Raw genomic sequence first — 25613 nt, 5'->3', positions numbered from 1 at the left:
ATGAAAATTTACTCTAGTGCGTTTATTACATTAATCATTCTAATATTTATAGCTTGTAATAAGCACCAAAATGCGCCTAAAGAACAAGCAAGGAAACAAATAGAAATGAGTACTACTTTTGGTAAAATGGTTATAGAGCTATATGATGAAACACCATTACACCGTGATAATTTTGTAAACTTAGTTAAGCATGGTGCTTATGATAGTTTACTTTTTCATCGTGTTATAAAAGAATTTATGATTCAAGGTGGCGACCCAGATAGTAAATCTGCTAAAGAAACTGATACTCTAGGCGAAGGTGATGCACCTTACGTGGTTAAAGCAGAATTTAATAAAAACTTGTTTCATAAAAAAGGAGCTTTAGCTGCTGCACGAGAAGACCATCCCGAGCGTGAATCAAGCGGAATGCAATTTTACATTGTGCAGGGTAAGGTTTTTAATGATAGCTTACTTGATAAAGTAGAAAGCTATATAAATAAAAATAATGCAGTTGATTATTTTAAAAGACAGTTTAAAAGAAAATCATTAACTAATGCAATAGATTTAGCTATGCTTAACAGGAAATTTGATGACTATAAGTTATTGAGAGATAGTATTCTAGATTTAGCGAAAAAGGAGAAAGATTTCAAGAATCATGTCATTCCAGAAGTACAGCGTGAAGTTTATAAAACTATTGGAGGAACCCCACATTTAGATCAAAATTATACTGTTTTTGGTGAGGTAATTAGTGGGTTTGAAGTTTTAGATTCAATTGCTAATATTAAAACTAATGACTTAGATAGACCTATGCAGGATGTTAGAATATTAAGTTTAAATTTGATAGATTAGACCTAATTTCATATTTCTGTGCAGTAACAAGGAAAACACTTATCTTGTCAAAGAATAATTTTTAAAAGTTTTAAATGAGTCCTAAAGATTTCTTCATTGCAGTAATTAAAATACTCTCATTACTAATAATTGTAAATGGAATTTTGCCTATAATTCCAAATATGTTTTTTTGGATTGACTCAGATATATCCTCGTTTTTTATATTACTTGGGGCTATTTTACTCTACGTTGTTTTAATTTATTTGATGCTTTTAAAAGCTGATGTAATTACTAATGCATTGAAACTCACAAAGGGATTTGAAAGTGATGCATTCAATTTTTCTAACGTAGAAAGTAAGTATGTTGTTAAAATGGCTTGTGCATTAATAGGCTTATATCTTATTTCATATAATTTGCCGAGTCTTATTTATGAGCTATTTCTTTATTTTCAAAAAAATATAAGTTCAGAACAATTTATAGGAAATCCATATCTTGAAGCAGATAATTATCAACTTCAAATTAGCTTAATATCTGTTTTTGTTGGGTTATTAATAATTGCTGTTAGAAAACAAGTAAGTGAATTTTTTACATCAAAAACCAATTAGAAGAAATGAAAAAACTAGCATTACACTGGAAGATTATTATAGGAATGGTTCTTGGAATCATTTTTGGGTTTATTATGAATACAGTTGATGGTGGAAAAGGTTTTGTAACCGATTGGATTGCACCGTTTGGTACCATATTTATTAATCTCCTAAAGCTTATTGCTGTACCGCTAATTTTGGCTTCGCTTATTAAAGGAATTTCAGATTTAAAAGATATTTCTAAAATAAAATCTATGGGCTTACGCACTATAGGTATTTATATTGCTACCACTTTAGTTGCTATTGTTATTGGTTTAAGCATTGTAAATATTGTAAAGCCTGGAAATGGGATGCCACAGGAAACTATTGAAAAAATAAAGCTTAAATATGAAAATGATGCAGGCGTAACGGATAAGCTAATGAAAGCTTCTGCTCAAAAAGAAGCTGGACCGTTACAAGCTTTAGTAGATATTTTTCCGAGTAATATTTTTAAATCTTTTGCTGAAGCGTCTATGCTACAAGTGATTTTCTTCGCCATTTTTGTTGGGATATGTTTACTCTTAATTGGAGATAAAAAAGCTAAGCCTTTAGTTAAGTTCTTTGATTCGCTAAATGAAGTGGTGATGAAAATGGTAGATTTAATTATGTTATTTGCACCGTATGCTGTGTTTGCACTTTTAGCCAACGTTATTATTGCTTTTGATGATGTTGAAATTTTAATTAAACTATTATACTACGCGTTTTGTGTTGTAGGCGGACTGATTTTAATGATTGGTTTCTACTTATTACTTGTAAGCGTGTACACTAAAAAATCACCAATGTGGTTTTTAAAACAAATAAGTCCTGCGCAATTGTTAGCGTTTTCTACAAGTAGTAGTGCTGCAACACTTCCTGTAACTATGGAACGTGTTGAAGAGCATTTAGGTGTAGATAAAGAGGTTTCTGGTTTTGTGCTTCCTGTTGGTGCTACGGTTAATATGGACGGTACTAGTTTGTATCAAGGTATTGCGGCGGTATTTATTATGCAGGTTATTTGGCCAGAAGGTTTAACGTTTACAAATCAATTAGTTATTGTATTAACAGCGCTTTTGGCGTCTATTGGTAGTGCTGCTGTGCCAAGTGCTGGTATGGTGATGTTGGTTATTGTTTTAGAATCGATTGGGTTTCCTGCGGAATTATTACCTATTGGTCTTGCGCTTATTTTTGCGGTTGATAGGCCTCTAGATATGTGCAGAACGGTGGTTAACGTTACTGGTGATGCTACGGTTTCTATGATTGTTGCAAAATCTTTAGATAAACTTCATGATCCAAAACCTAAGGAGTGGGATGATAATTATGATGCTGTGAAGTAGATCTTTTGCTGGCTGATTTGTATGCGTTAGGGATTGAACGGCCTGTTTGAAATCCCCGACGTAGGCGGGATTGAGTAGTGAAAGCTCGACCCCTTCAAGGTAACGCCCAAATAACTCTTGTTAGAATTTTGGGATGTACTAAAAATCTTTTAAATTTAACTAAACCAAAAAATTACGATATGAACGTTTGTTTTATAATGTATCCGTGGGAGGATATTGACCCTGATAATGATACGACGCTGGCTTTGATTAAGGAATGTGTGAAGCGAAAGCATGGTGTAGCGATGTGTATTCCAGCGGATTTGACGATTAGGAATAGTGTAACAACTGCAAATTGCAGGGTAATAGGACGGATGGAGAAAACACCGGGTTCTTTAAAATCGTTTTATAAAAAGGCTGAATTGCGTGAAGAAATGTTGCCACTTGCTGGGTTTGACGTGATATTTTTTAGAGCTAACCCACCACTAGACCCAATTATGTTAAACTTCTTGGATTCGGTTAAGGACGATGTGTTTATTATGAACTCTTTAGAAGGTATGCGAGAGGCTAATAATAAATTGTACACAGCTGCTTTTGGCGATGCACATAGTAATATAATTCCTGCTACTCATGTATCAAAAAGTAAACGTTACCTGATTAAACAAATTAAAGAGTCTACTGCTGATAAAATGATTTTAAAACCTTTGAACGGTTTTGGAGGGTCGGGAGTGATTTTGATTGAAAAATCAGCGATGAGTAATATTAATTCGTTGTTGGATTTTTATATTAATAATAGCGATGGATCTTCTAGTTATGTTATTTTACAAGATTATATTGAAGGTGCTGACCAAGGCGATGTGAGGATTTTAATTCTAAATGGAGAGCCTGTTGGTGCCATGAAGCGCGTTCCAGGGAGTGATGACCATAGGTCTAATGTGTCAGCTGGGGGTAGTGTGCAAAGGCATTCGCTTACTAAAGAGGAAAAAGCATTATGTAAACAAATTGGACCTAAGTTAGTAAACGATGGTCTCTATTTTGTTGGGATTGATGTGATTGGTGGAAAACTGGTTGAGGTTAATGTGATGTCGCCTGGTGGTATTACATACATTAATAAAGTGTATAAACTGAAAACTAAAATTGAAGAAAAAGTGATTGACTTTTTAGAAATGAAGGTTTTAGATAAACTTCAGGCGTTTGACAGACGTACAAGGTTACGGAAAACGGTGCAGGATGCTTAGTTTTAGTTGTCAGTTGCAGTCGCAGTCTTAGTCACAGTTGCAGTATTGATATTAATTAGTTTCAAATGAGTTTAAAAATAAATCTAAATTCTCCAATAGTTTCAGTTGAATGGCTTAATGAGAATATGAATGCTGAGAATCTTATTATTCTAGATGGAACGATTAATAAGGTTTTTGATATTACTTTAGAGCAAATTCCTAATGCTAGACTTTTTGATATTAAAAAGAAATTTAGTGATGTATCTAATCCGTTTCCTAGTGCATTTCCTTCTGCTGAACAATTTCAAAAAGAGGCTAGAAATTTAGGTGTAAATCAAGATAGTACTCTTGTGGTTTATGATGATAAAGGTATTTATTCTAGTGCCCGTGTTTGGTGGCTATTTAAAGCTTTTGGGTTTAATAACGTTGCTGTTTTAAATGGCGGTTTACCGGCATGGAAAAAGGCTAATTATGATACTGAACTTATGCAAAATTACAACGGTGAAAAAGGTGATTTTGTTGCGCATTTGCAATCTGGTTACATGCAGTTTTTTCAGGATGTACATTATGCCTCACAGCATAAAACACACAAAATAATTGATGCACGTTCTGCAGGTCGATTTAATTGTGAAGTACCTGAACCTAGAGCTGGATTAAGAATGGGGACGATTCCGAATTCGGTTAATTTGCCGTTTATAGATTTATTAGATGAAGGTGTTTTGAAGTCTAAAAAAGATTTAGCTAAAGCATTTTATATGGTCGCAGAGCAGGATGAGCCCATTATTTTTTCTTGTGGATCTGGACTTACTGCCTGTGTATTAGCTTTGGGCGCTGAAATTTCTGGATATAAAAACATTTCAGTTTATGATGGCTCTTGGACAGAGTATGGTACTTTAACAACAGGTGATATGGAAAATCCAAAAACATGGACAAAAGATGAATTGTTAGCGTATATCTTAATGTATGTATCTAACTCTGATTTGTATGAATCTAGAAAAGAGAAAAAATATATTTTAAGTCGGGTTGATAAGCATGTTTACGAACGTGTTAGTACGCAGTTTGAAATTGATAATGATTATCAAGCACTCCAAAATATTATTGAAGGCGTAAATGCACATGATTATTTCCGTAATGATTTAGTAGATTTATTTGCAGACATTAAGTTGATGGCTTTTGCTGATGGTGAATACGATCCTATGGAACAAATGGTTTACACACACTTAAAAAAGATTCTTAAGGATGGATAGGTTATCGGTTTCTGAAATTATTTCAAAAATTCAATCTGGTGATTGTTTTGAAGCTGTGGCTTTAGATTACTCATTAACCATAAAAATTGATGATTACGTGCCTTATGCTTGTGCTGCAATTCATGATGGACATCAATTTAGAAAAGAACTTTGGGATAACTGCATCCATACCGAATATGAACGTTGGTATGAAGAAGATCCAGAAACTAAACATATGGTGCAATCGCATTCAATAGTTATTGCAGGTTGTGATTCGCGTTTTGAATATGATTTAAACCGTGCTCCAGAAGATGCAGTTTTTGTTACCGCTTGGGGAAAGCAATTATGGAAAGAACCTCTGTCTGATGCTATGACATCTAAAAGCCTCGAAAAACATGCTAATTTTTATAAGGTTGTTCATGCTTTAATACAAACTTTAGAATCTAAATTTGGATTTTGTACCGTTTACGATATGCATAGTTATAATTGGAAACGTTGGGATAGGGAAGTGCCTACGTGGAATTTAGGAACTAGTAATGTGGATAACGCTCGTTTTGGTGAAGTGATTGAATTATGGAGGCAGAGTTTGTCCGAAATTAAATTTCCAAAAGATATAAAATCAACCTCTTTAATTAATGATACGTTCCAAGGTAATGGATATTTCTTGAAATATATTACGCAGAATTTTAAAAATACCTTAGTTTTGGCTACCGAAATCGCAAAAGTGTATTGTGATGAGTATGAGCAAATTATGTTTCCTGAAGTTGTAAAGACTGTTGAGTTAGAACTTATAAAGAGAATTCCAGAACACGCAGAAAAAACATATAAGATGTTTAGTTAGGTTTTGAGTTTGTAAAACGTTTTGTCATTCCTGCGAAGACAGAATGATAATATTAAAGTTAGTTTATGAAGATTGATAGTGTGGCTACTAAAGCACTTTTAGACATTGATAAAAATATTGATACACTAGTTAAGCAAGTTGAAATGCTTAGTTATGTGAATCCTTTAAATATTGAAGAAGAAAAATCACGATTTTTTTCTTCAAAGTATCTTACCGATCCTGTTTTTAAATATCCTGAAATAAATTTTGATAGGTTTAAATTGCATCGTGCTTTATTTACACAGTCGTTAGAGCTTATTGAAGATGAAGAAGTTAAAAATTTATACGAAGATATTATTTATGCGTATTCAGGTTTAATTCAGTGTATACAAACCATTGGAACGGGCAAGAAGTTTTATTATAACTGTTTGCGTTGTTTTGGAACACCAACTGAAAATGATGTAGAGAATGCTAAATTTATTCTTCATTTTGAAGATGAGAATAAAGATATTCCTGCGTTTCAAGCAAAGTATAATGCCACTGAGGCTGAGGTGTTTTTTAAAGACTTCTCTAAAAAATATGATTTTAGTTATAGCATAACACATTCGGATAAAATTTCGGCAATAGCTATGGTATTGAATAATATAAAAACTCTGGTTTTAAACACAAATCATACCTATTCTGATAATGAAATTGCTGTTCTTACCAATCATGAAATTGGTGTGCATATGGTAACCACTATGAATGGTTTGTTACATCCGTTAAAAATCTTTTCTCATGGATTTCCTAATAACGAAGAAACGCAAGAGGGTTTAGCTGTTTTCTCTGAATACATGAGTAATAATTTAACCATTACGCGTTTAAAAGAATTAGCGTATCGTGTAATTGCGGTTGATAGTTTAGCTAAAGGTTACTCGTTTTCTAGAACGTTTAGATTATTGCATAACCAATATGACTTAGAGCGCGAAGAGGCGTTTTATATTACTGTTAGAGCGCACCGTGGTGGTGGATTTACAAAGGATTATTTGTACTTAACAGGGCTTAAAAAGGTTTATGATTACTATCATGAAGGCAAAGATTTGAGCTTGCTTTTAACAGGGAAAGTGTCTTTGGAATATACAAATGAAATTAAATCACTTATCGAAAAAGGTTTAGCGGTGCCTTCTAAACACATTACAGATTCTTATACTGAGAATAAGAATACTAATAAAAAGGTGGATTTTATTTTACGGAGTTTGAAGTAAGTAAACACACTTTTAATTTCTCTGATGTTTTATTCTTTCCCAATGTTTTGGATTTACTGTTGTCCAATATACTTCGTAAAAATCTCTTTTTTCTATATCATTGTTTTTTATTAAATCACCAAAATACTTAATTAAAATTTCTTTTTCTTCTGATGTATCGGATAATAAATCATTGTCATTTTTATCAAATATCATAACGGAAGCATAGATATGTTTCCATTCTTCAATTCCATTTGAGATTACACGATATTTTTTTCCATTTGAAAATAAATTAACTTCCTCCCACATTAAGATCGGATGGGTATTCTTTTTTAAGTATATTTCTTTGTCCCATTTTCCAAATTTATCATACATAACTTTGTGTGTATAAAATGCAGAATGAACACATTTAAATCGCATTTCATTTATTTTAGTTGTATCATTTTCTGAAATAGATGTTAGTTTTTCAAATCGAATTTGAGTAAAATTGTTTTCATATATTTCAGGGCACTTTATTTCTTTTGCTACTTTTTTTGAAGTGGAGCAACTAAGAATAATAAATATAATTAATAGAATAGTTGATTTATGAAGGTTTGATTTTAAAAACATATAAATATAGTTTGTAGACTTAAATATATGTATTTTTTTACAAAAATAAACTTTTTTAACTAATCCAAAAACTTACTCCTTAACTCAGGTGTAGGAATCATACAAGCCTCTTTTTTACCATACCATTTGTAGCGGTTTCGAGCAATAAAATCGTAAACCCAATTACTAATAAAACTAGGTATAATAAGAAAAATCGATAATATATTTGTTGGAAATCCCAATTGCGAAGCCACTTTTAAAGCCGCTTTACTTTTGTAATTAATAGTATCTTTTTCAGGATTATAGAGTATAATAGAGTCTACTTTATTGGTGTCGATATTGAATTTCTCTATGATTTGTTTTCCAACTTCACTTTGTAAAGGCGCAAACAAAAATAAGTTTCTTTTATCTCGTTTTATTACATACAAAACAGAACTGTTGCAAAGGTTGCAAACACCGTCAAAAAGAATAAGTTTTTTATTTGTAGGTACTCCAAAATTCATATTGCAAAGATACCACTTTACAACGTACTTAAGAATTGATTAAGATCAACCTCTTTTTCAAGTTTTAGCTTCTTTTTAAGCCTGTATTTAGATTTTAAAACACTTTCTGGCAATACATTAAGCATTGATGCTATTTCTTTAGTAGAAAGATTCATTCTTAAAAAGGATGCTAATCGCATTTCCTTTTCGCTAATGTCTTCATAAATATTTTTCAGCTTGTGGTCAAAATTATTGTGTACCTCAGTAAAGTAGGATTTAAAAACTTCCCAATCTTTATCTTCAGCACTTTCTTTTTTAAGAAGCATTACTAGGCGTCTAAATTCTACTTTAAAGAGTTCTGGCGATTGTTTAATTTTAACTAAGTTTTCCTTTAGTTCTTGTATAAACGTGTTTTTTTGAACTAGATGTAATGTTTGAGAAGCTAATTCTTTCTTTTTAAATTCAATTTCTTGTTTATAGATTGCTTCTTGCTTTTCACGTTCAATCTTGTTTTTCTTAATACGCTGTTTAAATCCAAAGTATAATAAACCAGAGATAATTATAAAAGTAAGCATACCACCCAAGTACATACCATTTTTTAAGTTGCTTATTTCTACATCTTTATTCAAAGTTTTAATTTCTTCCTGTTGTAAGGCTATTTCAGTTTCTTTTTTCTCTGTTTCATAAATGGTTTTTAACTCTTCTATTTGTTGAAATTTTTTGGTTGTAAATAAACTGTCATTTATGGTTTGGTATAGCTTTAAAAACTCTAAAGCATCATTATTTTTATTAAGCCCTTCTAAAATTGTTGATCTATATTTATATAAATCTGCTAGATGCGACATAGCTCCCAAAGATTTTGCTAAATCAATGGCTTCAACATTATTTTTTAATGCCGAACTGTAATTTTTGGATTGGAAATCTATTTTGGAAATACTATGTAGTGCATTTACTAACCCTAGTTTTAAGTTTTCCTTTTCTGCTATAACTTTTGCCTCTTGTAGTATCTTTTTTGCTTCTACATTATTATTTTGAAGACGGTTGATTTCGCCTAAGTTATGCAACGCGTTGGTAATACCTAGATTATCCTCAACTTTTTTAGCATTTTCTACAGCTAGATTAAAATAGTTTTCAGCAGAAGTGTAATCATTTAAATTTTGATAGGAAATTCCAAGTGAATTCTGTGTATAGGCTACATAGAACGTTTCTTCATAACGCTCATATATTTCTAATGCTTCTATAAAGTATTTTATAGAGGATTCATGATTTTCTAAACCACTTTCAATATCTCCAATTTGTTTTAACGCATCTGCTTTTCGTGTTTCATGGTTTATTTTTTCAAAACATTCTAGTCCTTGAAGCGCATAAATTAATGCTGTTTTAAAATTTGCTTTTTCTATATAAATATTTGCTAATGAGACATACTGCGCTCCAATAAATTTAGTTTTAGCATCACCCTCTTTTTCATGCGTTTTAATAAGTTCTATATTTTCATTAGCTATATCAACAGCTTTGTCTAAGTTCCCATTAGAGCTTTCAATTGAAGATAGGGAGTGATTTACAAAAATTAACCCACGTGTAATATTAGCTTCTTTAAAAAACGTTTTGGCTTTAGTATAATAGTATAATGCAGAATCGTTCTCAGATCTGTTAGCAAAATAATCAGCACGATGCATAAACCCAACGGCAATACCTCTGGTATAATTAACTTTTTGGGATATCTCAAGCCCCTTTTCTGCGTATTGTTTTGCTTCCTCTGGTTTAGAAAACATTAATTTTTCATGCAACCTTGTTAAAATCATAACTTTTACAGAATCGTCTTGTTTTCTGGAAGCCAGTTCTGTTTTTAAGCTGTCAATCAATTTAGTGTTTTGGGAAAGAGCTATTTCTGATATTAAAACGAGTGCGATTATAAGAAGTAGTAATTTTTTCATTTGTCTTGTTAATTAGCTACTGCTAAGATATATATTAAAACAATTGAAATGCTAGTTGTGATTTTTACTCAAAAAGCCTTTGTCCATGGCTTGTCTATGTTTTTGAATTTGAAATCAAAAATTAAAATAATTATAAATATTTGATTATCAATAATTTATGAATAATTTTTAAACATTTTGTTTTTTGTGATTCTATGTAAAATCTAGTGTTTTTAAAATGGAGTGTCCCCTTTTTGTCCACCTAAAAAATTAGATTTCGTTTGAATTGGGGTATAGATTTGGAGTGTTGAATCATTAAAAATATAATATTATGAAAACACCGCTATTAACAAACAAACCCATTTTTAGAGTTATCTACCTAACAGCTTTAATCCTATTCTTAGGATGTAGTAAAGACGAAGTTGGGGGAGGAGAACCAGAACCAAAAGTGAATGCTGAAGCAGCAGAAATTTCAGAGTTAATTTCTAACTTAAGTTACGATTCCAATTCGCTTTTAAATGTAAAAGACACAGGAGGTGCACCTTCAGAGCGCACATTAACCAAAACCACACCTTCTACATCAGCAGTAAATTTGGGGTATTACCAAACCTGTGAGAAGAAATTCTACACATTGGAGTCTAACTTTAATGATGTTGCCATTTTAAGACCTACAAACGGTATTTTATGGCCAGGGGCGCTTGTAGTAGGTAACCAAGGCATGCTAGATGGTATGCCAGATCCTATTACTTTAGATAGAGGACCAGTAAAACTTCGTATAGATTTACCGGGAATGGGGGAAAACGGAACCATTGAAGTTGAAAACCCAAGAAACTCAAATGTACAATCTAGTATTGATGATGCTTTAGAGTGGTGGAATGCCAATGCATATCAAGAAGGTTACGTAAATGCTTCAAACTCTTCGTATCAAGCAAAAACATCATATTCTTCAAAACAATTAAGTTTAGATGTAGGATTAAATGTAGAATGGGCAAATGGCTCAGTAGCTTCGCAGTTAGAGTATGAGAGTAGTACAACTAAACGTGTTGCAGCTATGGTTTACAAACAAGTATTTTATACGGTTACTATGGATACGCCATCAACTCCAGCAAGTGTTTTTGGTACAGATGTAACATACAATCAAGTGGATAGTGCTATTAATTCTGATACTCCACCAGCTTACATTAACTCGGTATCATACGGAAGAATCATCATGTTTAGAATGGAAACTACAGACATGAGAAAATCTATAGATTTAGACTTAGTGCTTGAATACGCTACTGGAGCAGCAAGTGGTTCTGGTTCTGTAAACTCAGAATATGATGAAGTTCTTAAAAAATCCAGCATCACAGTTGTTACTATTGGTGGTAATGCAGAAGTAGCTTCAGAGGCTGTTACTGCAACTGGTTTTGAGTCATTAAAGCATATCATTACCGGCGAAAATGCTGTATATAGTAGAAATAATCCAGGAGTTCCAATCGGGTATACAGTTAGATACTTAAAAGATAACACCTTTGCAAAAATGGGCTACACAACCGATTATCAAATAGAAGATTGTAGTACAAAAGAGTACAGCCATAAAAATGCTTTTTTAGATAATAATATTGGGCAAGATGTAAGATTCCGTTTTCAGTACAAGAAAAAAGGGTCTCAATCCATTTCGTATTCAAATTGGAAAAAAGTAAGCAAAAACGATCCTCCAGTTTCAGCAAGACCTCCAAGTGGTGCCCATGATGTTAAGGTTCAGTTTGAGGTTTGGGATTTAACTTGGAAATATCTAGGGCAATACAGTCCAGGTTATATTTCAAAAGATACAGATTACGAAGCGTATTGCTCTAAACGCGTAGTCGGTATATGTACTCAGGTTTCAGTCAGGAAAAATTAGATTTTATAATTAAATAGTCAGAGCAGTCAGCGCCTAAAGTTGTGATTCAACAACTTGGTGTTGGCTGTTATTTTTTTGGGCGTTACCCACAAGGGGTCGGGCTTTTATTCATGCATTTCTATTTTAAATTTTTGAATTCATTAACATAAATGTTTCGTTACAAGTCCTCGCACTTCTCCCGATAGCTATCGGGATCAGGCTGTGGGCTATCCACTTCAATCCCTAACGCGGGTTCATCCTCCTAAGTAAGTTTAAAACGCTAACCTGAGATAATCAGTAAAAGTTGCTTTCTGTTATTTTTAGAAATAGATTTTCCAGATTAAAAACTGTGACTGTGACTGCGACTGAAAATCATTTCTTAACTGCCTCAACAAGTTCTAATAAATCCAAAGCTACATTAGTAGTAAAAATGCCGTAGTTAACGTTAGCTTTATTTTTCTCAATACTATCAATACTTCCAATAGCTCTACCATCATGCATGCGTACACGGTCGCCAACTTTTAAAATAGGTTTAGGTTTTTGCGGAGCTTCAGCAGCTTTTTTCTTTTCAGCCTTTTTCTTTTTTCTAATAACGTTAACCTTTTTTTCGGCTTCTTGCTTTACCTGAGTTTCTTTTGCCTTAATAGCCTTTTTCTGTTTCGCCGAAACTTTTTTGCGTTTAGAGTTTTCAATCTGTACCAGTTTAAATAATTCTGCCATAAGTTGACGTTTCTGTTTATTGTCAAAATACTTTTCAGCAATATCATTAAACTTTTGCCCGAGGTAAATTAAGCGCTGATTGCTATCATAAAGCTCTTGGTAGCTTTCTAGCTTCTTTTGGATTTTTATATTAATTTCTTCAAGCTTATCGGCTTCTTCAAGTTTTTTCTTTTCGTTCTGTTTTAAAGATTGTCCTGTTTTTTCTAATCTAGAACGTTCTTTTTGAAGTTTAGCAATAGTAGCATCAAAGCGTACTTTACTGCGCTCAATCTTCTTTTTAGCGCGATTAATTAAACTATACGGAATTCCGTTTTTCTGTGCCACCTCAAATGTGAAACTACTTCCGGCTTGCCCAATAACCAATTTAAAAAGTGGCTCTAAAGTGCGCTCATCAAATAGCATATTAGCGTTAAGCATATTTGGCAACTCGTTAGCCAATATCTTTAAGTTGGAGTAATGTGTTGTGATAATACCAAAAGCTTCCCGATGGTAAAACTCTTCTAAAAAGGTTTCAGCCAAAGCACCACCAAGTTCAGGATCACTACCAGTTCCAAATTCATCAATTAAAAAGAGCGTGTTTTTATTACACTTCTTTAAGAAATAATTCATTTGTTTTAAACGGTAACTGTAAGTGCTTAAATGATTTTCAATGGATTGATTATCACCTATGTCACTTAAAATTCTATCAAATAAACAAACGGTACTGCGTTCATGTACAGGAATTAACATACCACTTTGTAGCATCACTTGTAATAAACCAACGGTTTTAAGTGTGATACTTTTTCCACCAGCATTTGGTCCAGAAATTACAATAATTCTGCTGTCTTGTTTCAGCTCAATAGTTTGCGGAAACGTTTTTTCTTTCTTTTCTAAATTATTTAAATAGAGTAGTGGGTGATAAGCATCTCTTAAAAACATACTCTTATCTTCCGAAAATTTTGGAAGAATCCCATTCATAGATTTAGCGTATTTCGCTTTTGCAGAAATGACATCTAAATCAATTAAAAAATTTTGATAGTCTTTTAATAAGGTTAAAAACGGACGCATAAAATCCGTAACCTCTTTTAAAATCCGGATAACTTCTTCTTGTTCTTCGTATTCTAAGTTATTGAGTTCTCTACTATATTGCAAAGTGGTTTCTGGCTCTATATAAACAATGCTTCCCGTTTTGCTACCGCCCATTATAGAGCCTTTAACTTTACGTCTGTACATCGCTTTTACTGCAAGTACACGTTTGTTGTCTACCACAGATTCTCGAATGTCATCCAAATACTCAAGATTATGGTATGTGTTTAAAGCAGAACTGAAACTAGAGTTTATTTTTCCTCTTATTTTGTTTATGGACTGTCGTAAATCAAAAAGTAAATTTGAAGCATTGTCTTTGATGTCTCCAAAGCGGTCAACAATCCCATCAACTTTTTCAATTAATATTTTAGTGACTTCAATATGTGAAGCAAACTGATTTAAATTAGGGTAGTATTCTTCAAACTTTTTCAAAAAAACAACAATAGTATTCACGGTTATAGACATGGCAACTATCTTCTTCAATCCGTGAACTTCTAAATAGGTATTTTCAATATTAAGAAGCTTTATTTCTTTTGTAATGGTATCAAAACCATGATTGGGAATGCGATTATCGTTGTAAAATGATGATACGTATTCGTTTGTTAAATTTAAAGCATGCTCTAATTCTTCACGTGTTTTATACGGCGAAATTTGTAACGCTTTTTCGTTTCCAAGAGGTGTAATACAAAGCTCGCTTACTTGTTGTAAAACCGTTTGAAACTCTAAGTCTTGTAATGTTTTTTCGTGAATATGTATCATTCTTAAGCTTGTACTCTAAAAATAAAGAAGTGCAAAGTTAAACAATCTATATGAGAAGATTTTTTACTATTACCCATTCTTAATATTAAGTTAATTAACAGTTTACAAGTATTGTTTAACAAAACGATAACAACTGCCATTTCAATTTCTGCATAACTTGATAACTCAATCAATAAACCACAGTCTTATGAAAACTAACATTACCAAATTATTTTTTTGTTTTTTACTCACTTTGAGTTTTAACACATTTGCGCAATTAAACACACCTAGAGGCAGCCAACAAGCAACCGTATCTCAGCGTGTTGGTGTTTCTGATGTATCAATAACTTATTCAAGGCCTAGTGTTAATGGTCGTGAAGTTTGGGGAAAATTAGTCCCTTACGGAATGAATAATTTAGGTTTTGGAACTGCAACCGAAGCGCCATGGAGAGCAGGGGCTAACGAGAATACTACCATTACATTTACTCATGATGCAACTGTAGAAGGAAAACCAATTAAAGCAGGTACTTATGGGTTTCATGTTGAATTAAAAGATGATAGTAATGCAACTATTATTTTATCTCATGATGCTAATGCTTGGGGAAGTTTTTTTTATGATAAATCAAAAGACGCATTACGAGTAGATGTTACTACAAAAACAGCTCCTCATAGAGAATTACTAACTTATGAATTCAATACTGTTAAGCAAAAATCAGCAATAGCGTCTTTGATTTGGGAGAAAAAAGAAATCCCTTTTGAAGTTGGTTTTGATGTTACAAATATTGTTTTAAATGATTTTAGAGCAAAATCCAAAGGAAACTTAGGGTTTAATAGACAAAATTGGGAAAATATGGCGCGTTTTTCTTTAAATAATTATGGAGATTTAGATGAAGCTTTAGGATGGATAGATGGTGCAATTACTGGTAATTTTTATAGCCAAAAAACATTTAACAACCTAGCTATAAAAGGGCAAATACTCAATAAAATGGGAAAAACACAAGAGTATGTAAAATTAATGGACGAAGCTGCTAGTATGGCTAATAAGAATCAGCTTAATGCTCTTGGATATCAAATGTTAGGCATAAAAGATTATGATAGAGCTTTAAAATTCTTTAAGCTTAATGTTGCTAATAACCCCAAAGATGCCAATTCATACGATAGTTTAGGAGAATGTTATAAAACTATGGGAGATAAGAAGAATGCAATAAAGAATTTGAAAAAATCGTTATCATTAAATCCTGCTGCAAATGTAAAAGCTAATTCAGAAAAGCTTTTAGCAGAAATGGGAGCTATATAATATTTCATCAATCAAATCTAATATCAATCAAACTACAATCAGTTATTAAAGCTCAATCATTAAAAATGATTGAGCTTTTTATCCGTGTATAGTTTCAGACTTTCCGTAATTTTGAATGACTTCAGCTTCAAAATCTATAAGCTCTTGCCAGCGTTTGTCTACATCAATATCTTTTCCATATTGGCGTGCAAACCCAATAAATGTAGTGTAATGACCAGCTTCGCTAATCATTAATTCGTGGTAAAATTTTGAAAGTTCTGGATCTTTTATTCTTTTTGAAAGTAGCTTAAAACGCTCACAACTTCTAGCTTCAATCATGGCAGAAAACAACAATCTGTCTACCATACTTTGTTGTCTGCTTCCGCCTTTATTTATGAATTTATAAAGCTCGTTAACGTAGCTATCTTTACGTTCTCTACCTAGTTTGTATCCGCGTTTTTTAATAATATCGTGTACCATTTGGAAGTGTTCTAATTCCTCCTTGGCTAATTCTAGTAAATCTGTAACTAAATCAGTATGTTCAGAATTTAGTGTTATAATGGTTATGGCATTGGTGGCAGCTTTTTGCTCACACCATGCGTGATCGGTTAGTATTTCTTCAATATTCGATTCTACAATATTTACCCAACGAGGATCGGTTGCTAATTTTAAACCAAGCATGTTTTCTGTTTTTTGTAAAAGTAGTTAAATTTCAGTGTTCAGTGTCAACTAATATAATTCCAGATATTTTTGTACTTACCAAGCTGTTTGTAGGTTTTTAAAAAGATTTGATTTTCGGGAAGTGCAAGCGATGGGTCGATTTTTAAAATGGATTTTGCATGGTGTCTTGCTAGCTGTAAAATATCATTATCTTTAATGATATCGGCAATTTTTAGGTTTAAAACGCCGCTTTGTTGCGTGCCCATGATATCTCCGGGACCTCGTAAATGCAAATCGACTTCGGCAATTTCAAAGCCATCGTTGGTTCTAACCATAGTTTCTAAGCGAGTTTTGCTGTTTGCGCTTAATTTGTGGCTCGTCATTAAAATGCAATAACTTTGTTCTGCTCCACGACCAACACGACCGCGTAATTGGTGCAACTGGGACAAGCCAAAACGTTCTGCGCTTTCAATAATCATAACCGAGGCGTTTGGTACGTTTACACCAACCTCAATAACGGTGGTGGCTACCATAATTTGTGTTTCGCCTTTTATGAAACGCTGCATTTCGAAATCTTTATCGGCAGGTTTCATTTTTCCGTGTACTATGGAGGTTTGGTATTTTGGCATTGGGAAGTCTCTTGAGATGCTTTCGTAGCCATCCATCAAATCTTTATAATCCATTTTTTCGTTTTCTTGAATTAATGGATAGACGATATAAATTTGTCGCCCTTTATCAATTTCATCACGAATAAATTTGAAAACATTTAAACGGTTTTTATCATAACGATGTACTGTTTTTATACTTTTTCTACCGGGTGGTAATTCATCAATTATCGAGATATCTAAATCGCCATAAACAGACATGGCTAAGGTTCTTGGAATTGGTGTTGCAGTCATGACTAAAACATGAGGGGGAAGTGTATTTTTTTGCCATAATTTGCTTCTTTGTTTTACTCCAAAACGATGTTGCTCGTCTATAATAGCGAGCCCTAAATTTTTGAATTTCACTTTATCTTCAAGTAGGGCATGGGTGCCAATTAAGATTTGCAATTCGCCATTTTCTAAAGATTCATGAATTATTCTTCGTTCTGAAGTTTTAGTTGAACCAGTTAATAGTTTAATTCTGATATTCAATTTATTACACCAATCAAGTAATCCGTTATAGTGTTGGACTGACAAAATTTCAGTTGGCGCCATTAAGCATGCTTGAAAACCATTGTCAAGTGCCATGAGTATTGACATGAAGGCGACTATGGTTTTGCCAGAGCCTACATCACCTTGTAAAAGCCGATTCATTTGTGCATTACTTCCTAAATCTGCTCGAATTTCTTTCAAAACACGTTTCTGCGCATTAGTTAATTCGAAGGGTAAATGATTTTTAAAAAACGAATTAAAATGTGTTCCTACTTGATTAAAAGGAAAGCCTTTTATTTTTGATTTATGAATTAAATTTTTGATGATTAATTGCAATTGAATATAAAATAATTCTTCAAATTTTAATCGAAATTGAGCTCTAGAAAGTAACTCTTGAGTCTTAGGAAAATGCACATTAAAAAGTGCCGATTGTTTGTTGATTAATTTTAATTCTGAGCGTAAGTTATCAGATAGTGTTTCGTTAAATTTCCCGTTAGTTTCAATAAACAATTGTTGAATGATTTTACTAATAACACGATTTGTAACTCCTTTATTATTTAATTTTTCCGTGGAAGGATAAACAGCTTGCATAGCTGAACGTAGATTTTTTTCATGCTCTTCTTTTAATTCTAGCTCTGGATGCGCCATATTAAACTTACCGCTAAACCAATTGGTTTTCCCAAAGGCTACGTAAGTTTTATTTAGCTTTAAGTTTTCTCTAATCCATTTTTGTCCTCGAAACCAAACCAATTCCATCGTTCCAGTTTCATCTTGAAATTTAGCAACTAGACGTTTTCCACGTTTTTGAGCGACTTCTTTAAAACTGGTTATTTTTCCAATAACTTGTACATCAGCGTTATTTCTTTGTAATTGATTGATTTTGTAAAACTGTGTTCTGTCAATATACCTGTTTGGGAATAAGTTGATTAAATCTTGATAGGTATGAATGCCTAACTCTTTACGTAGCAAATCAGCACGATTTGGACCAACGCCTTTTAAATAATCTATTGGAGTTTGCAGGTTTACAGACATAGAAGCGAATTTAAGCAAATCAATTAAAATTTTGTATTTATTGAATTCATAATATCTGGTTTGATTTGGATTATTTTTATCGACAATTAATTAATCTTTTTGAAATTTATTTAAAACCATCCTTTTTTAACTAATAGTTCTATTCCAATGCTTAAATTTGGTGTTCTTAAGTGATAATTTAATGCAATAGAATTGATGAGAAAACTCAATGAATTTATTTGGGAAACACATGGTATTCATGCTGGTACTGAGCAAGATCATGTAAAACATGGTATTGATAAATTAGAGGATATTATAGATAAAGCTATTGAAGCAGGAAACCCAAGTATTACATTTATTATACATTCGCCACGTCTTACTAACTTTCGTTACATTGCTGAAAGAGAGACGAATGTGAAGTTTATTCGTGGAAATAAATCGTATTTAAATTATCCGAAACGTATTGCGAATCTTCGAAAACAATATGAAGGTAAAATTAATATTAAATATGGTGTTGAGTTAGAATGGATGGGGCCAGATATAGGTTTGCAATGGAGTCGATCTAAGATTTTTCAAGCAGAAGATGCAGATTATGTTATTGGTTCTGTGCACTTTGCACCAGAAGGTTTGCCTTATGATGGTTCAAAAGAAGAAGCTGAGGAATTATTAAAAATGCGTGGGAGCCTTGAAGCGTATTGGGGCGGTTATTTTGATGAAATGACGCAAATGATTGAATGTTTTGGAGATATGATTCAGATTATTGGTCATATTGATTTGCCAAAATTAAATGTGGATATGCCTGAAGCTTTAGTGAATTTTGAAACAAGTTCTCATCCTTTAGCTAATAAATTCAGAACGTTATTAGAGCTTATTGCGGATAGAAATCTCTCTTTAGATGTTAATATGGCTGGTAAGTTTAAAGGCGTTGGTGTTTATCCTGTTCAAAGTATTTTGAGACGAGCCAATGAGCTTGAAATACCAGTTTGTGTTGGTACAGATACTCATCATGTGCGTTATTATGGCTTAAATTATAAAGAAAGTTTAGAGTATATCCAAGAAGCAGGTTATGAGAGTTATGTAAGCTATTCTAAATTAATTCCTGAAAATCGTACTATTTATGATGACCACGATTTAAAAGTGAAGTATACCGTTTTAAATAAAGGTATAGAATTATTAAATCAACGTTTAGATGATACACAACGAAGAATCATCCCTGATTTTTCTTTTGGAGGTTCTTTTTCTGAATTTGTAGATTTATACAGAAGTGCAACAGGCATGGGTGAGTATAACGCTATTCGAATTCGTAAATGGGGTAAATCTATCACAGTTACTAACGAAATTCCTAAAAACACACAAACGATTGTAAATGGTTTGTTTTCTGAGCATTTAGATAAACCTGGAGTGATTTCTTCATTGTTTAATACATTAGCTTCAGAAGACATAAACGTGGAAACTGCACGTTTGAAATCTAATAATGATGGTACTGCTGTTGCATTTTTATCTATTGATAATAAAAATGGGAAAGTGCAAAGTGCTATAGATTTTATTAATGGTACAGATGCTGGTCTTTTTACAAATTTGACTTATCAAGAAAATGCAGCAATGCCCAATTATTATGGTGAGGGTGTGTATTTGTTAGAAATGGATGGTGTAAAATTGAATTTAGCTTTAAGTGATAAAGTTATTTTAACGAAACACCATAATGCTCCTGGAGTTTTATTGATTTTGTTATCAGCATTAGCTTCAAAAAACATCAATATTAAAGATTTGCGTTTAGGAAAATTGAATGCTATTGGGTATTCTGCTTTGGCTATTGATGGAGATAGTAATGTAATTAGAAATTTATTATCAAATCTTGGTGAGCAATATTATGAAGCTAACTTAATTGAGTTTCATAGTTTTTAGACTGTTTTTTGTGATTTTGGATTAATCTTTGATATCTTTAAAATCATGAATCGGATTCTTTTTATTTTATGTTTTTGCTTTAATCTTCTTACGGCGCAACAAACTGATATTGTTGATTTTAAAAAAGTAGAATCTGTACTGTTATTCAATCAAATGAAAGTGGATAGTACGGTTTTTAATTCTTACGAAGTAAAATTTGATATTCTAAAGCAAACCGACTCTATTTATTTAGATGCAATAAATATGAAGTTTTTAAATGTGGCATTAGATAAGAATGCTGTTAAGTATAAAAACGACGGATCTAAACTTATAATTTACAATAATTTTGAAGCTTCAAATAGCTATACGCTTGATTTTCTCTTTTTTGCATCTCCTAAAAAAGCCATTTATTTTATTGGTTGGGATGATAATTCTCGAAACCAAATCTGGACGCAAGGTCAAGGGAAATACACAAGTCATTGGCTCCCGTCTATTGATGATATGAATGATAAAATAGAGTTTGATATAAGTTGTGTTGCACCTAAAGGCTATCAAGTTATTTCTAACGGAAAAATGGTTTCTAAAAGAGAAACTCCAACTTACGATTTATGGCAATTTGATATGGAAAAACCCATGTCTAGTTATCTAGTTGCATTGGTTATTGGAAAATATAACAAAATAGTAAAACATTCTAAAAGTGGTATTCCTTTAGAGATGTATTATTACCCTGAAGATCATTCAAAATTTGAGCCAACATACCGTTATACTAAGCAAATGTTCGATTTTCTTGAAGAAGAAATAGGAGTGCCGTTTCCTTGGCAAAATTACAAACAGGTACCTGTAAAAGACTTTCTATATGCTGGAATGGAAAACACAAGTACAACTATTTTTGCTGATAGTTTTGTAATTGATTCTATTGCGTTTGTTGATAAGAATTATGTAAACGTTAATGCGCATGAGTTAGCGCATCAATGGTTTGGAGATTTGGTTACAGAAACTTCAGGAACACATCATTGGCTGCAAGAGGGTTTTGCAACCTATTATGCATTATTGGCTGAACGCGATATTTTTGGAGAAGATTATTACTATTGGCGATTATACGAATATGCTCAAGAATTATTAGAGCAAGATGAAGCAGGGGGAAGCACATCATTGCTTAATCCAAAATCGAGTAGTACAACTTTTTATAAAAAAGGTGCTTGGGTGCTACATATGCTTCGAGAAAAAGTAGGGAATGATGCTTTTAAAAAAGGTGTTAAAAATTATTTAAAAAAGTATCAGCTTAAGAATGTTGAAACGGATGATTTTATAAAAGAGGTTGAAAAGGCTAGTGGAGTGGATTTGAGTGAGTTTGTAAAAGATTGGTTAGTATCTTCTGAACTTCATTTTAATGAGATGGAAGGTTTTTTCTATCTAACCTCAATAATATATAAAGGTTTTTTACAATTAGATTGTGATGTTTCAAAAGAATCCTGTTTTGACTTTTTAAAATCTACAGATAATCAGTATTTAAAATCTGAAACTGTAAGAAGGCTTAAAGGGAAATTGCCAAAAGATATTTTGAATTTTGCTAAAGATTTGAAAGTACGTCAGGTCGTAGCAAAATCCATGACAGAAATCCCTATTGAATTTAAGGATGAATACGAATCCTTTTTAAATGATAAATCATTCATAACTATTGAGGCAGCTTTATTTAATTTATGGCAAAACTTCCCGCAAGATCGACAAAAATATTTGGATAAAACAAAGTATATTCAGGGGTTTAATGATAAAAACGTTCGTATACTTTGGTTAACTTTAGCTTTACTTACTGAAGATTATAGGTCTGAAAATAAAAAGGCGTATTTCAATGAGCTAACGAATTACACTAGTCCAAAATACGGCTTTGAAGTTCGCCAAAATGCATTTCAATACTTATATCAAATTCAAGCTTGTAAAGAGGAGTGTAAAGAAAACTTAAAGCAAGCTACAAATCATCATAATTGGCGCTTTAAAAAATTTGCAAAAGAACTTTTAAAGGCAAATTAAGTTTTATATTTACTTGTAAATTTTAATCATGAAAGCATTAGTAATATCAGGAGGAGGAAGTAAAGGTGCCTATGCAGGTGGTGTTGCTGAATATTTGATTAAAGAAGAAGGGCGCGATTATGATATGTTTTTAGGGACTTCTACTGGAAGTTTGCTAATACCGCACTTAGCAGCTGGTAAAATTGATAAAATACATCGTGTCTTTACTAATGTAAACCAAAGTAATATATTCAGTGTTAATCCTTTTGTAGTCAGAAAGAAAGGAAAACGCGAATTTGTTTCTATTGATTTTTTGAATTCGCTTTGGCAGTTTATTAAAATGAAACGAACTTTCGGTGAGAGTAAAGCGCTTAGGCGTTATTTGAAAAAGCATTTTACTTATGAGGAATACTTAGCGATAAAAGAAACTAAAGATGATGTGGTTGTTACGGTTTCAAATTTATCTAAAAATATTGTAGAGTATAAGTCTATAAAGGATTTTAGTTATGATGAATTTTGTGATTGGATTTGGATTTCTTGTAACTATATTCCGTTTATGTCTTTGGTAAAAAAAGATGGATTTGAATATGCTGATGGTGCTTTTGGTTGTGTAGTGCCCATTCGTGAAGCTATTTTAAGAGGTGCCACAGAGATTGATGCCATAATTTTGGAGTCTGAAAGTATGCAGTATAACAAGGTGCTAGGTAAAAACCCATTTTCTTTAATGTTAAACTTGTTTGGGCATCTTTTAGATCAGGTGGAACGTAGTGATATTTTAATTGGAAAGTTAGCTGCGAAAAATAAACATGTAGAACTTAATTTGTATTATACGCCATCCAAACTTACTGAAAACTCTTTGGTTTTTAATAAAAAATTGATGACCTCCTGGTGGCAACAGGGGTATTATTATGCTAAAAAGAAATGTGAGCAATCGCGATCAAATGAATTGCGCGATAAAGATTTACCACAAGTCTGAAACTTCTTCTTTAATAAAAGAAAGCGCTGCGTCACTTGGTGAGCGACGTTCCATCATTTCGGTTAAAACAACCTCTCTTAGCTTATTTGCTGTATCTGTTTTTTCAAGCATACTTGCTTTTCTAATCAGTTGAATTGTAGCGTTTTTTGCAGTGGTAACTATGTTCCAACATTTATCACTAATGTAGATTTGTTGTGACAAATTATGCTCAAACTCTTGTTCAATACTCTGTATAAGTAAAGATTCGTAATCTTCTTTATTTGAAGAAGTTGGTGTTATTCTAATTAATAATTTTGAAGGTGAAATACGTTCTAAAAAAAGCGCCATACGCTCGTAGGCTTGAAGGCGCAAAGGCATCGCGTTTACTTGCATATCCTTTTTTAATAAAAAACGCCTTCTACCATCTTCGTTTTTGGTGTGTTCTTTAAAAAAATAATAAGCTATAATTCCTGTGATTAATGAAGGAATTGCAAATAAAAAAAGGTCTATTACTCTGCTAATTTCCATAAGCTATTTATGTTTTAATCTTTTTTTTGATGTCCTCCCAAATATAAACAATCTTTTAAATGTTGAGTTCCATTAAAAGGAACATGTACTTTTTCATAATTATAAGTCCTATTCAATTCTTTTGAAAGGTTATGATCATCAACATTCATTTCGATATCACTCATTTTGAATTGGCAAGGGTGCTCGTAACCTGCGGCATGAGTTATTTCTATAAATTCTTTTTTAAATGTTTTGAAATATTGCGCTAAACGCTCTGATTTTAGGGTAGGGTCTATACCATTTTGCAACCATTTGCTTTGAGTAGCAATTCCCGTTGGGCACTTGTTTGTATGGCAAATTTGCGCTTGAATACAGCCAATACTCATCATAGCTTCTCGGGCTACGTTTATACAATCTGCTCCCATAGCAAACGCCATAGCTGCTTTGGCAGGAAACCCTAATTTACCACTTGCTACAAATACAATACGCTCTGCTAGTCCTTTGTTTTTGAAGAGTCTGTACAAATCGCTAAACCCGTAAACCCAAGGTAGGGAGACGTGGTCTGCAAAACTTGGTGGAGCAGCGCCAGTACCACCTTCACCACCATCAACAGTTATAAAATCTGGGCCTTTACCTGTTTCTTTCATGAGGTCTGCAAGCTCTTCCCACTGTTCTAATTTGCCTATAGCAGCTTTAATACCAACAGGTAAACCTGTAGCTTCGGCAATATTTTCTATAAATTCTAGCATTTCTGGGACGTTTGAAAAAGCTTTATGGTTTGGCGGTGATAAAACGTCTTTGCCAACTTCTACACCTCTAATATCTGCTATTTCTTTAGTGATTTTTGCTCCTGGTAAAACACCGCCTTTTCCTGGTTTTGCACCTTGGGATAGTTTAACTTCTATAGCACGAATAAATGGGTTTTTATTAACGAGTTCTACCATTTTTTCCATAGAAAACCCACCATCTTCTGCACGAACGCCAAAGTAACCTGTACCGAAATGAAATACTACATCGCCTCCGTTACTATGATATGGTGATAAACCACCTTCGCCAGTGTTATGGTATGCATCTGCTATTTTCACGCCTTTGTTTAAAGATTCTATTGCTTTTGCGGAAAGTGAACCGTAACTCATAGCAGATATGTTTATAACTGATGCTGGTCTGTATGGTTTTTTTCGCTTATTGAATTCACCCATAACTTTAGCACAAGGCAAAAAGGTTTTATCAATTTTATTTGGATGGTTTTCTGGTAATTTATAAGGCATCATCGCATTGTTTATAAAAATGTGTTGATGCGCGTGAATATCTCTGTCGGTTCCGAAGCCTTCGTAATTATTTTCTTTTTTTGCAGAAGCATAAATCCAACCACGCTCAATTCGGTTAAAAGGAAGTTCTTCGCGGTTATTTGCTACAAAATATTGACGCATTTCTGGACCAATGCTTTCTAGCCAATAGCGTAAATGCCCAACAATAGGGTAGTTGTGGCTTATGGTGTGTTTCTTTTGAAAGAAAACATCACGTATAGCAACGCCAATTAATAATATTAAAACCCATCCCCACCAAGCTATGTTTGATAAAAAATCTAATACTATATCCATT

General features: G+C 32.7%; 20 protein-coding genes. 12 read left to right on the top strand and 8 right to left on the bottom strand.

Annotated elements, in window-relative coordinates; all coding sequences use genetic code 11:
* The 7 genes from DIS18_RS09680 (at position 1) to DIS18_RS09650 (ending at position 7229) form a co-directional block, all read left to right on the top strand.
* A complete protein-coding gene (locus tag DIS18_RS09680) occupies positions 1-828 on the top strand; it encodes a peptidylprolyl isomerase (RefSeq protein WP_109352878.1) in 828 nt (275 codons plus the stop codon).
* A gap of 74 nt (positions 829-902) precedes the next feature.
* Positions 903-1412 carry a hypothetical protein gene (locus DIS18_RS09675; protein ID WP_109352877.1) on the top strand — a complete coding sequence of 170 codons (510 nt, stop codon included), beginning with the start codon at positions 903-905 and terminating at the stop codon, positions 1410-1412.
* Between the two features lie 5 nt (positions 1413-1417).
* Entirely contained in the window at positions 1418-2743 is a 1326-nt protein-coding gene (locus DIS18_RS09670; protein ID WP_109352876.1) for a dicarboxylate/amino acid:cation symporter, read from the top strand.
* Positions 2744-2922: 179 nt separating this feature from the next.
* The gene (gshB, locus tag DIS18_RS09665; protein WP_109353233.1) at positions 2923-3960 is read left to right on the top strand and encodes a glutathione synthase; all 1038 of its coding nucleotides are present in this window, start codon (positions 2923-2925) and stop codon (positions 3958-3960) included.
* 65 nt (positions 3961-4025) lie between these two features.
* Complete coding sequence (locus DIS18_RS09660; RefSeq protein WP_109352875.1) at positions 4026-5186, top strand: sulfurtransferase; 1161 nt, start codon at positions 4026-4028, stop codon at positions 5184-5186.
* The gene (locus tag DIS18_RS09655; RefSeq protein ID WP_109352874.1) at positions 5179-6006 is read left to right on the top strand and encodes an N-formylglutamate amidohydrolase; all 828 of its coding nucleotides are present in this window, start codon (positions 5179-5181) and stop codon (positions 6004-6006) included. Before DIS18_RS09660 ends, DIS18_RS09655 begins: the two co-directional genes overlap by 8 nt.
* A 65-nt stretch (positions 6007-6071) precedes the next feature.
* On the top strand, positions 6072-7229 hold the full coding sequence (locus DIS18_RS09650) for a peptidase MATCAP family protein (protein WP_109352873.1): 1158 nt from the start codon (positions 6072-6074) through the stop codon (positions 7227-7229).
* Between the two features lie 12 nt (positions 7230-7241).
* On the opposite strand, the gene DIS18_RS09645 is transcribed toward DIS18_RS09650, so the two are convergent.
* Genes DIS18_RS09645 through DIS18_RS09635 form a run of 3 tightly spaced genes read right to left on the bottom strand, consistent with a single transcriptional unit; the run spans position 7242 to position 10212 of the window.
* Positions 7242-7817, bottom strand: a complete 576-nt coding sequence (locus DIS18_RS09645; RefSeq protein WP_109352872.1) for a hypothetical protein — start codon at positions 7815-7817, stop codon at positions 7242-7244.
* A gap of 59 nt (positions 7818-7876) precedes the next feature.
* Entirely contained in the window at positions 7877-8299 is a 423-nt protein-coding gene (locus DIS18_RS09640) for a thiol-disulfide oxidoreductase DCC family protein (RefSeq protein WP_109352871.1), read from the bottom strand.
* A gap of 17 nt (positions 8300-8316) precedes the next feature.
* Positions 8317-10212 carry a tetratricopeptide repeat protein gene (locus DIS18_RS09635; RefSeq protein ID WP_109352870.1) on the bottom strand — a complete coding sequence of 632 codons (1896 nt, stop codon included), beginning with the start codon at positions 10210-10212 and terminating at the stop codon, positions 8317-8319.
* Positions 10213-10522: 310 nt separating this feature from the next.
* Between DIS18_RS09635 and DIS18_RS09630 the strand changes: the two genes are divergently transcribed.
* On the top strand, positions 10523-12073 hold the full coding sequence (locus DIS18_RS09630) for a thiol-activated cytolysin family protein (RefSeq protein ID WP_109352869.1): 1551 nt from the start codon (positions 10523-10525) through the stop codon (positions 12071-12073).
* A 351-nt stretch (positions 12074-12424) separates the two neighbouring features.
* Here DIS18_RS09630 and DIS18_RS09625 read toward each other — a convergent pair whose 3' ends face one another.
* Positions 12425-14596, bottom strand: a complete 2172-nt coding sequence (locus tag DIS18_RS09625; protein ID WP_109352868.1) for an endonuclease MutS2 — start codon at positions 14594-14596, stop codon at positions 12425-12427.
* A 187-nt stretch (positions 14597-14783) separates the two neighbouring features.
* On the opposite strand from DIS18_RS09625, the gene DIS18_RS09620 reads away from it, so the two are divergent.
* Complete coding sequence (locus DIS18_RS09620) at positions 14784-15872, top strand: DUF2911 domain-containing protein (protein WP_109352867.1); 1089 nt, start codon at positions 14784-14786, stop codon at positions 15870-15872.
* 78 nt (positions 15873-15950) lie between these two features.
* On the opposite strand, the gene DIS18_RS09615 is transcribed toward DIS18_RS09620, so the two are convergent.
* Both DIS18_RS09615 and recG read right to left on the bottom strand, forming a co-directional pair.
* The gene (locus tag DIS18_RS09615; RefSeq protein ID WP_109352866.1) at positions 15951-16532 is read right to left on the bottom strand and encodes a MiaE family protein; all 582 of its coding nucleotides are present in this window, start codon (positions 16530-16532) and stop codon (positions 15951-15953) included.
* A 44-nt stretch (positions 16533-16576) separates the two neighbouring features.
* Positions 16577-18679 carry an ATP-dependent DNA helicase RecG gene (recG, locus tag DIS18_RS09610; RefSeq protein WP_109352865.1) on the bottom strand — a complete coding sequence of 701 codons (2103 nt, stop codon included), beginning with the start codon at positions 18677-18679 and terminating at the stop codon, positions 16577-16579.
* Positions 18680-18874: 195 nt separating this feature from the next.
* Between recG and DIS18_RS09605 the strand changes: the two genes are divergently transcribed.
* From DIS18_RS09605 to DIS18_RS09595, 3 genes are read left to right on the top strand one after another with little or no spacing between them, the layout of a single operon-like run.
* Entirely contained in the window at positions 18875-20563 is a 1689-nt protein-coding gene (locus tag DIS18_RS09605; RefSeq protein WP_109352864.1) for a histidinol-phosphatase HisJ family protein, read from the top strand.
* A gap of 45 nt (positions 20564-20608) precedes the next feature.
* On the top strand, positions 20609-22570 hold the full coding sequence (locus DIS18_RS09600) for a M1 family metallopeptidase (protein WP_109352863.1): 1962 nt from the start codon (positions 20609-20611) through the stop codon (positions 22568-22570).
* Positions 22571-22598: 28 nt separating this feature from the next.
* A complete protein-coding gene (locus DIS18_RS09595; RefSeq protein ID WP_109352862.1) occupies positions 22599-23525 on the top strand; it encodes a patatin-like phospholipase family protein in 927 nt (308 codons plus the stop codon).
* Here DIS18_RS09595 and DIS18_RS09590 read toward each other — a convergent pair.
* Entirely contained in the window at positions 23511-24032 is a 522-nt protein-coding gene (locus DIS18_RS09590; protein ID WP_109352861.1) for a DUF7935 family protein, read from the bottom strand. The two genes, DIS18_RS09595 and DIS18_RS09590, sit on opposite strands and share 15 nt — an antisense overlap.
* Before the next feature lie 14 nt (positions 24033-24046).
* Positions 24047-25612: an FMN-binding glutamate synthase family protein gene (locus tag DIS18_RS09585; RefSeq protein ID WP_109352860.1), complete on the bottom strand. Its 1566-nt coding sequence runs from the start codon at positions 25610-25612 to the stop codon at positions 24047-24049.
* Position 25613 lies beyond the last annotated feature (1 nt).

This window comes from Algibacter marinivivus (genome assembly GCF_003143755.1).
Taxonomy (GTDB): Bacteria; Bacteroidota; Bacteroidia; order Flavobacteriales; family Flavobacteriaceae; genus Algibacter_B; species Algibacter_B marinivivus.
This window is presented reverse-complemented; position numbering and strand designations above follow the sequence as displayed.

What these genes read in the sequence shown, in the direction of transcription:
- DIS18_RS09680 (WP_109352878.1), top strand. Translation starts at nt 1, where the DNA reads ATGAAAATTTACTCTAGTGCGTTTATTACATTAATCATTCTAATATTT.
- DIS18_RS09675 (WP_109352877.1), top strand. Translation starts at nt 903, where the DNA reads ATGAGTCCTAAAGATTTCTTCATTGCAGTAATTAAAATACTCTCATTA.
- DIS18_RS09670 (WP_109352876.1), top strand. Translation starts at nt 1,418, where the DNA reads ATGAAAAAACTAGCATTACACTGGAAGATTATTATAGGAATGGTTCTT.
- gshB (WP_109353233.1), top strand. Translation starts at nt 2,923, where the DNA reads ATGAACGTTTGTTTTATAATGTATCCGTGGGAGGATATTGACCCTGAT.
- DIS18_RS09660 (WP_109352875.1), top strand. Translation starts at nt 4,026, where the DNA reads ATGAGTTTAAAAATAAATCTAAATTCTCCAATAGTTTCAGTTGAATGG.
- DIS18_RS09655 (WP_109352874.1), top strand. Translation starts at nt 5,179, where the DNA reads ATGGATAGGTTATCGGTTTCTGAAATTATTTCAAAAATTCAATCTGGT.
- DIS18_RS09650 (WP_109352873.1), top strand. Translation starts at nt 6,072, where the DNA reads ATGAAGATTGATAGTGTGGCTACTAAAGCACTTTTAGACATTGATAAA.
- DIS18_RS09645 (WP_109352872.1), bottom strand. Translation starts at nt 7,817, where the DNA reads ATGTTTTTAAAATCAAACCTTCATAAATCAACTATTCTATTAATTATA.
- DIS18_RS09640 (WP_109352871.1), bottom strand. Translation starts at nt 8,299, where the DNA reads ATGAATTTTGGAGTACCTACAAATAAAAAACTTATTCTTTTTGACGGT.
- DIS18_RS09635 (WP_109352870.1), bottom strand. Translation starts at nt 10,212, where the DNA reads ATGAAAAAATTACTACTTCTTATAATCGCACTCGTTTTAATATCAGAA.
- DIS18_RS09630 (WP_109352869.1), top strand. Translation starts at nt 10,523, where the DNA reads ATGAAAACACCGCTATTAACAAACAAACCCATTTTTAGAGTTATCTAC.
- DIS18_RS09625 (WP_109352868.1), bottom strand. Translation starts at nt 14,596, where the DNA reads ATGATACATATTCACGAAAAAACATTACAAGACTTAGAGTTTCAAACG.
- DIS18_RS09620 (WP_109352867.1), top strand. Translation starts at nt 14,784, where the DNA reads ATGAAAACTAACATTACCAAATTATTTTTTTGTTTTTTACTCACTTTG.
- DIS18_RS09615 (WP_109352866.1), bottom strand. Translation starts at nt 16,532, where the DNA reads ATGCTTGGTTTAAAATTAGCAACCGATCCTCGTTGGGTAAATATTGTA.
- recG (WP_109352865.1), bottom strand. Translation starts at nt 18,679, where the DNA reads ATGTCTGTAAACCTGCAAACTCCAATAGATTATTTAAAAGGCGTTGGT.
- DIS18_RS09605 (WP_109352864.1), top strand. Translation starts at nt 18,875, where the DNA reads ATGAGAAAACTCAATGAATTTATTTGGGAAACACATGGTATTCATGCT.
- DIS18_RS09600 (WP_109352863.1), top strand. Translation starts at nt 20,609, where the DNA reads ATGAATCGGATTCTTTTTATTTTATGTTTTTGCTTTAATCTTCTTACG.
- DIS18_RS09595 (WP_109352862.1), top strand. Translation starts at nt 22,599, where the DNA reads ATGAAAGCATTAGTAATATCAGGAGGAGGAAGTAAAGGTGCCTATGCA.
- DIS18_RS09590 (WP_109352861.1), bottom strand. Translation starts at nt 24,032, where the DNA reads ATGGAAATTAGCAGAGTAATAGACCTTTTTTTATTTGCAATTCCTTCA.
- DIS18_RS09585 (WP_109352860.1), bottom strand. Translation starts at nt 25,612, where the DNA reads ATGGATATAGTATTAGATTTTTTATCAAACATAGCTTGGTGGGGATGG.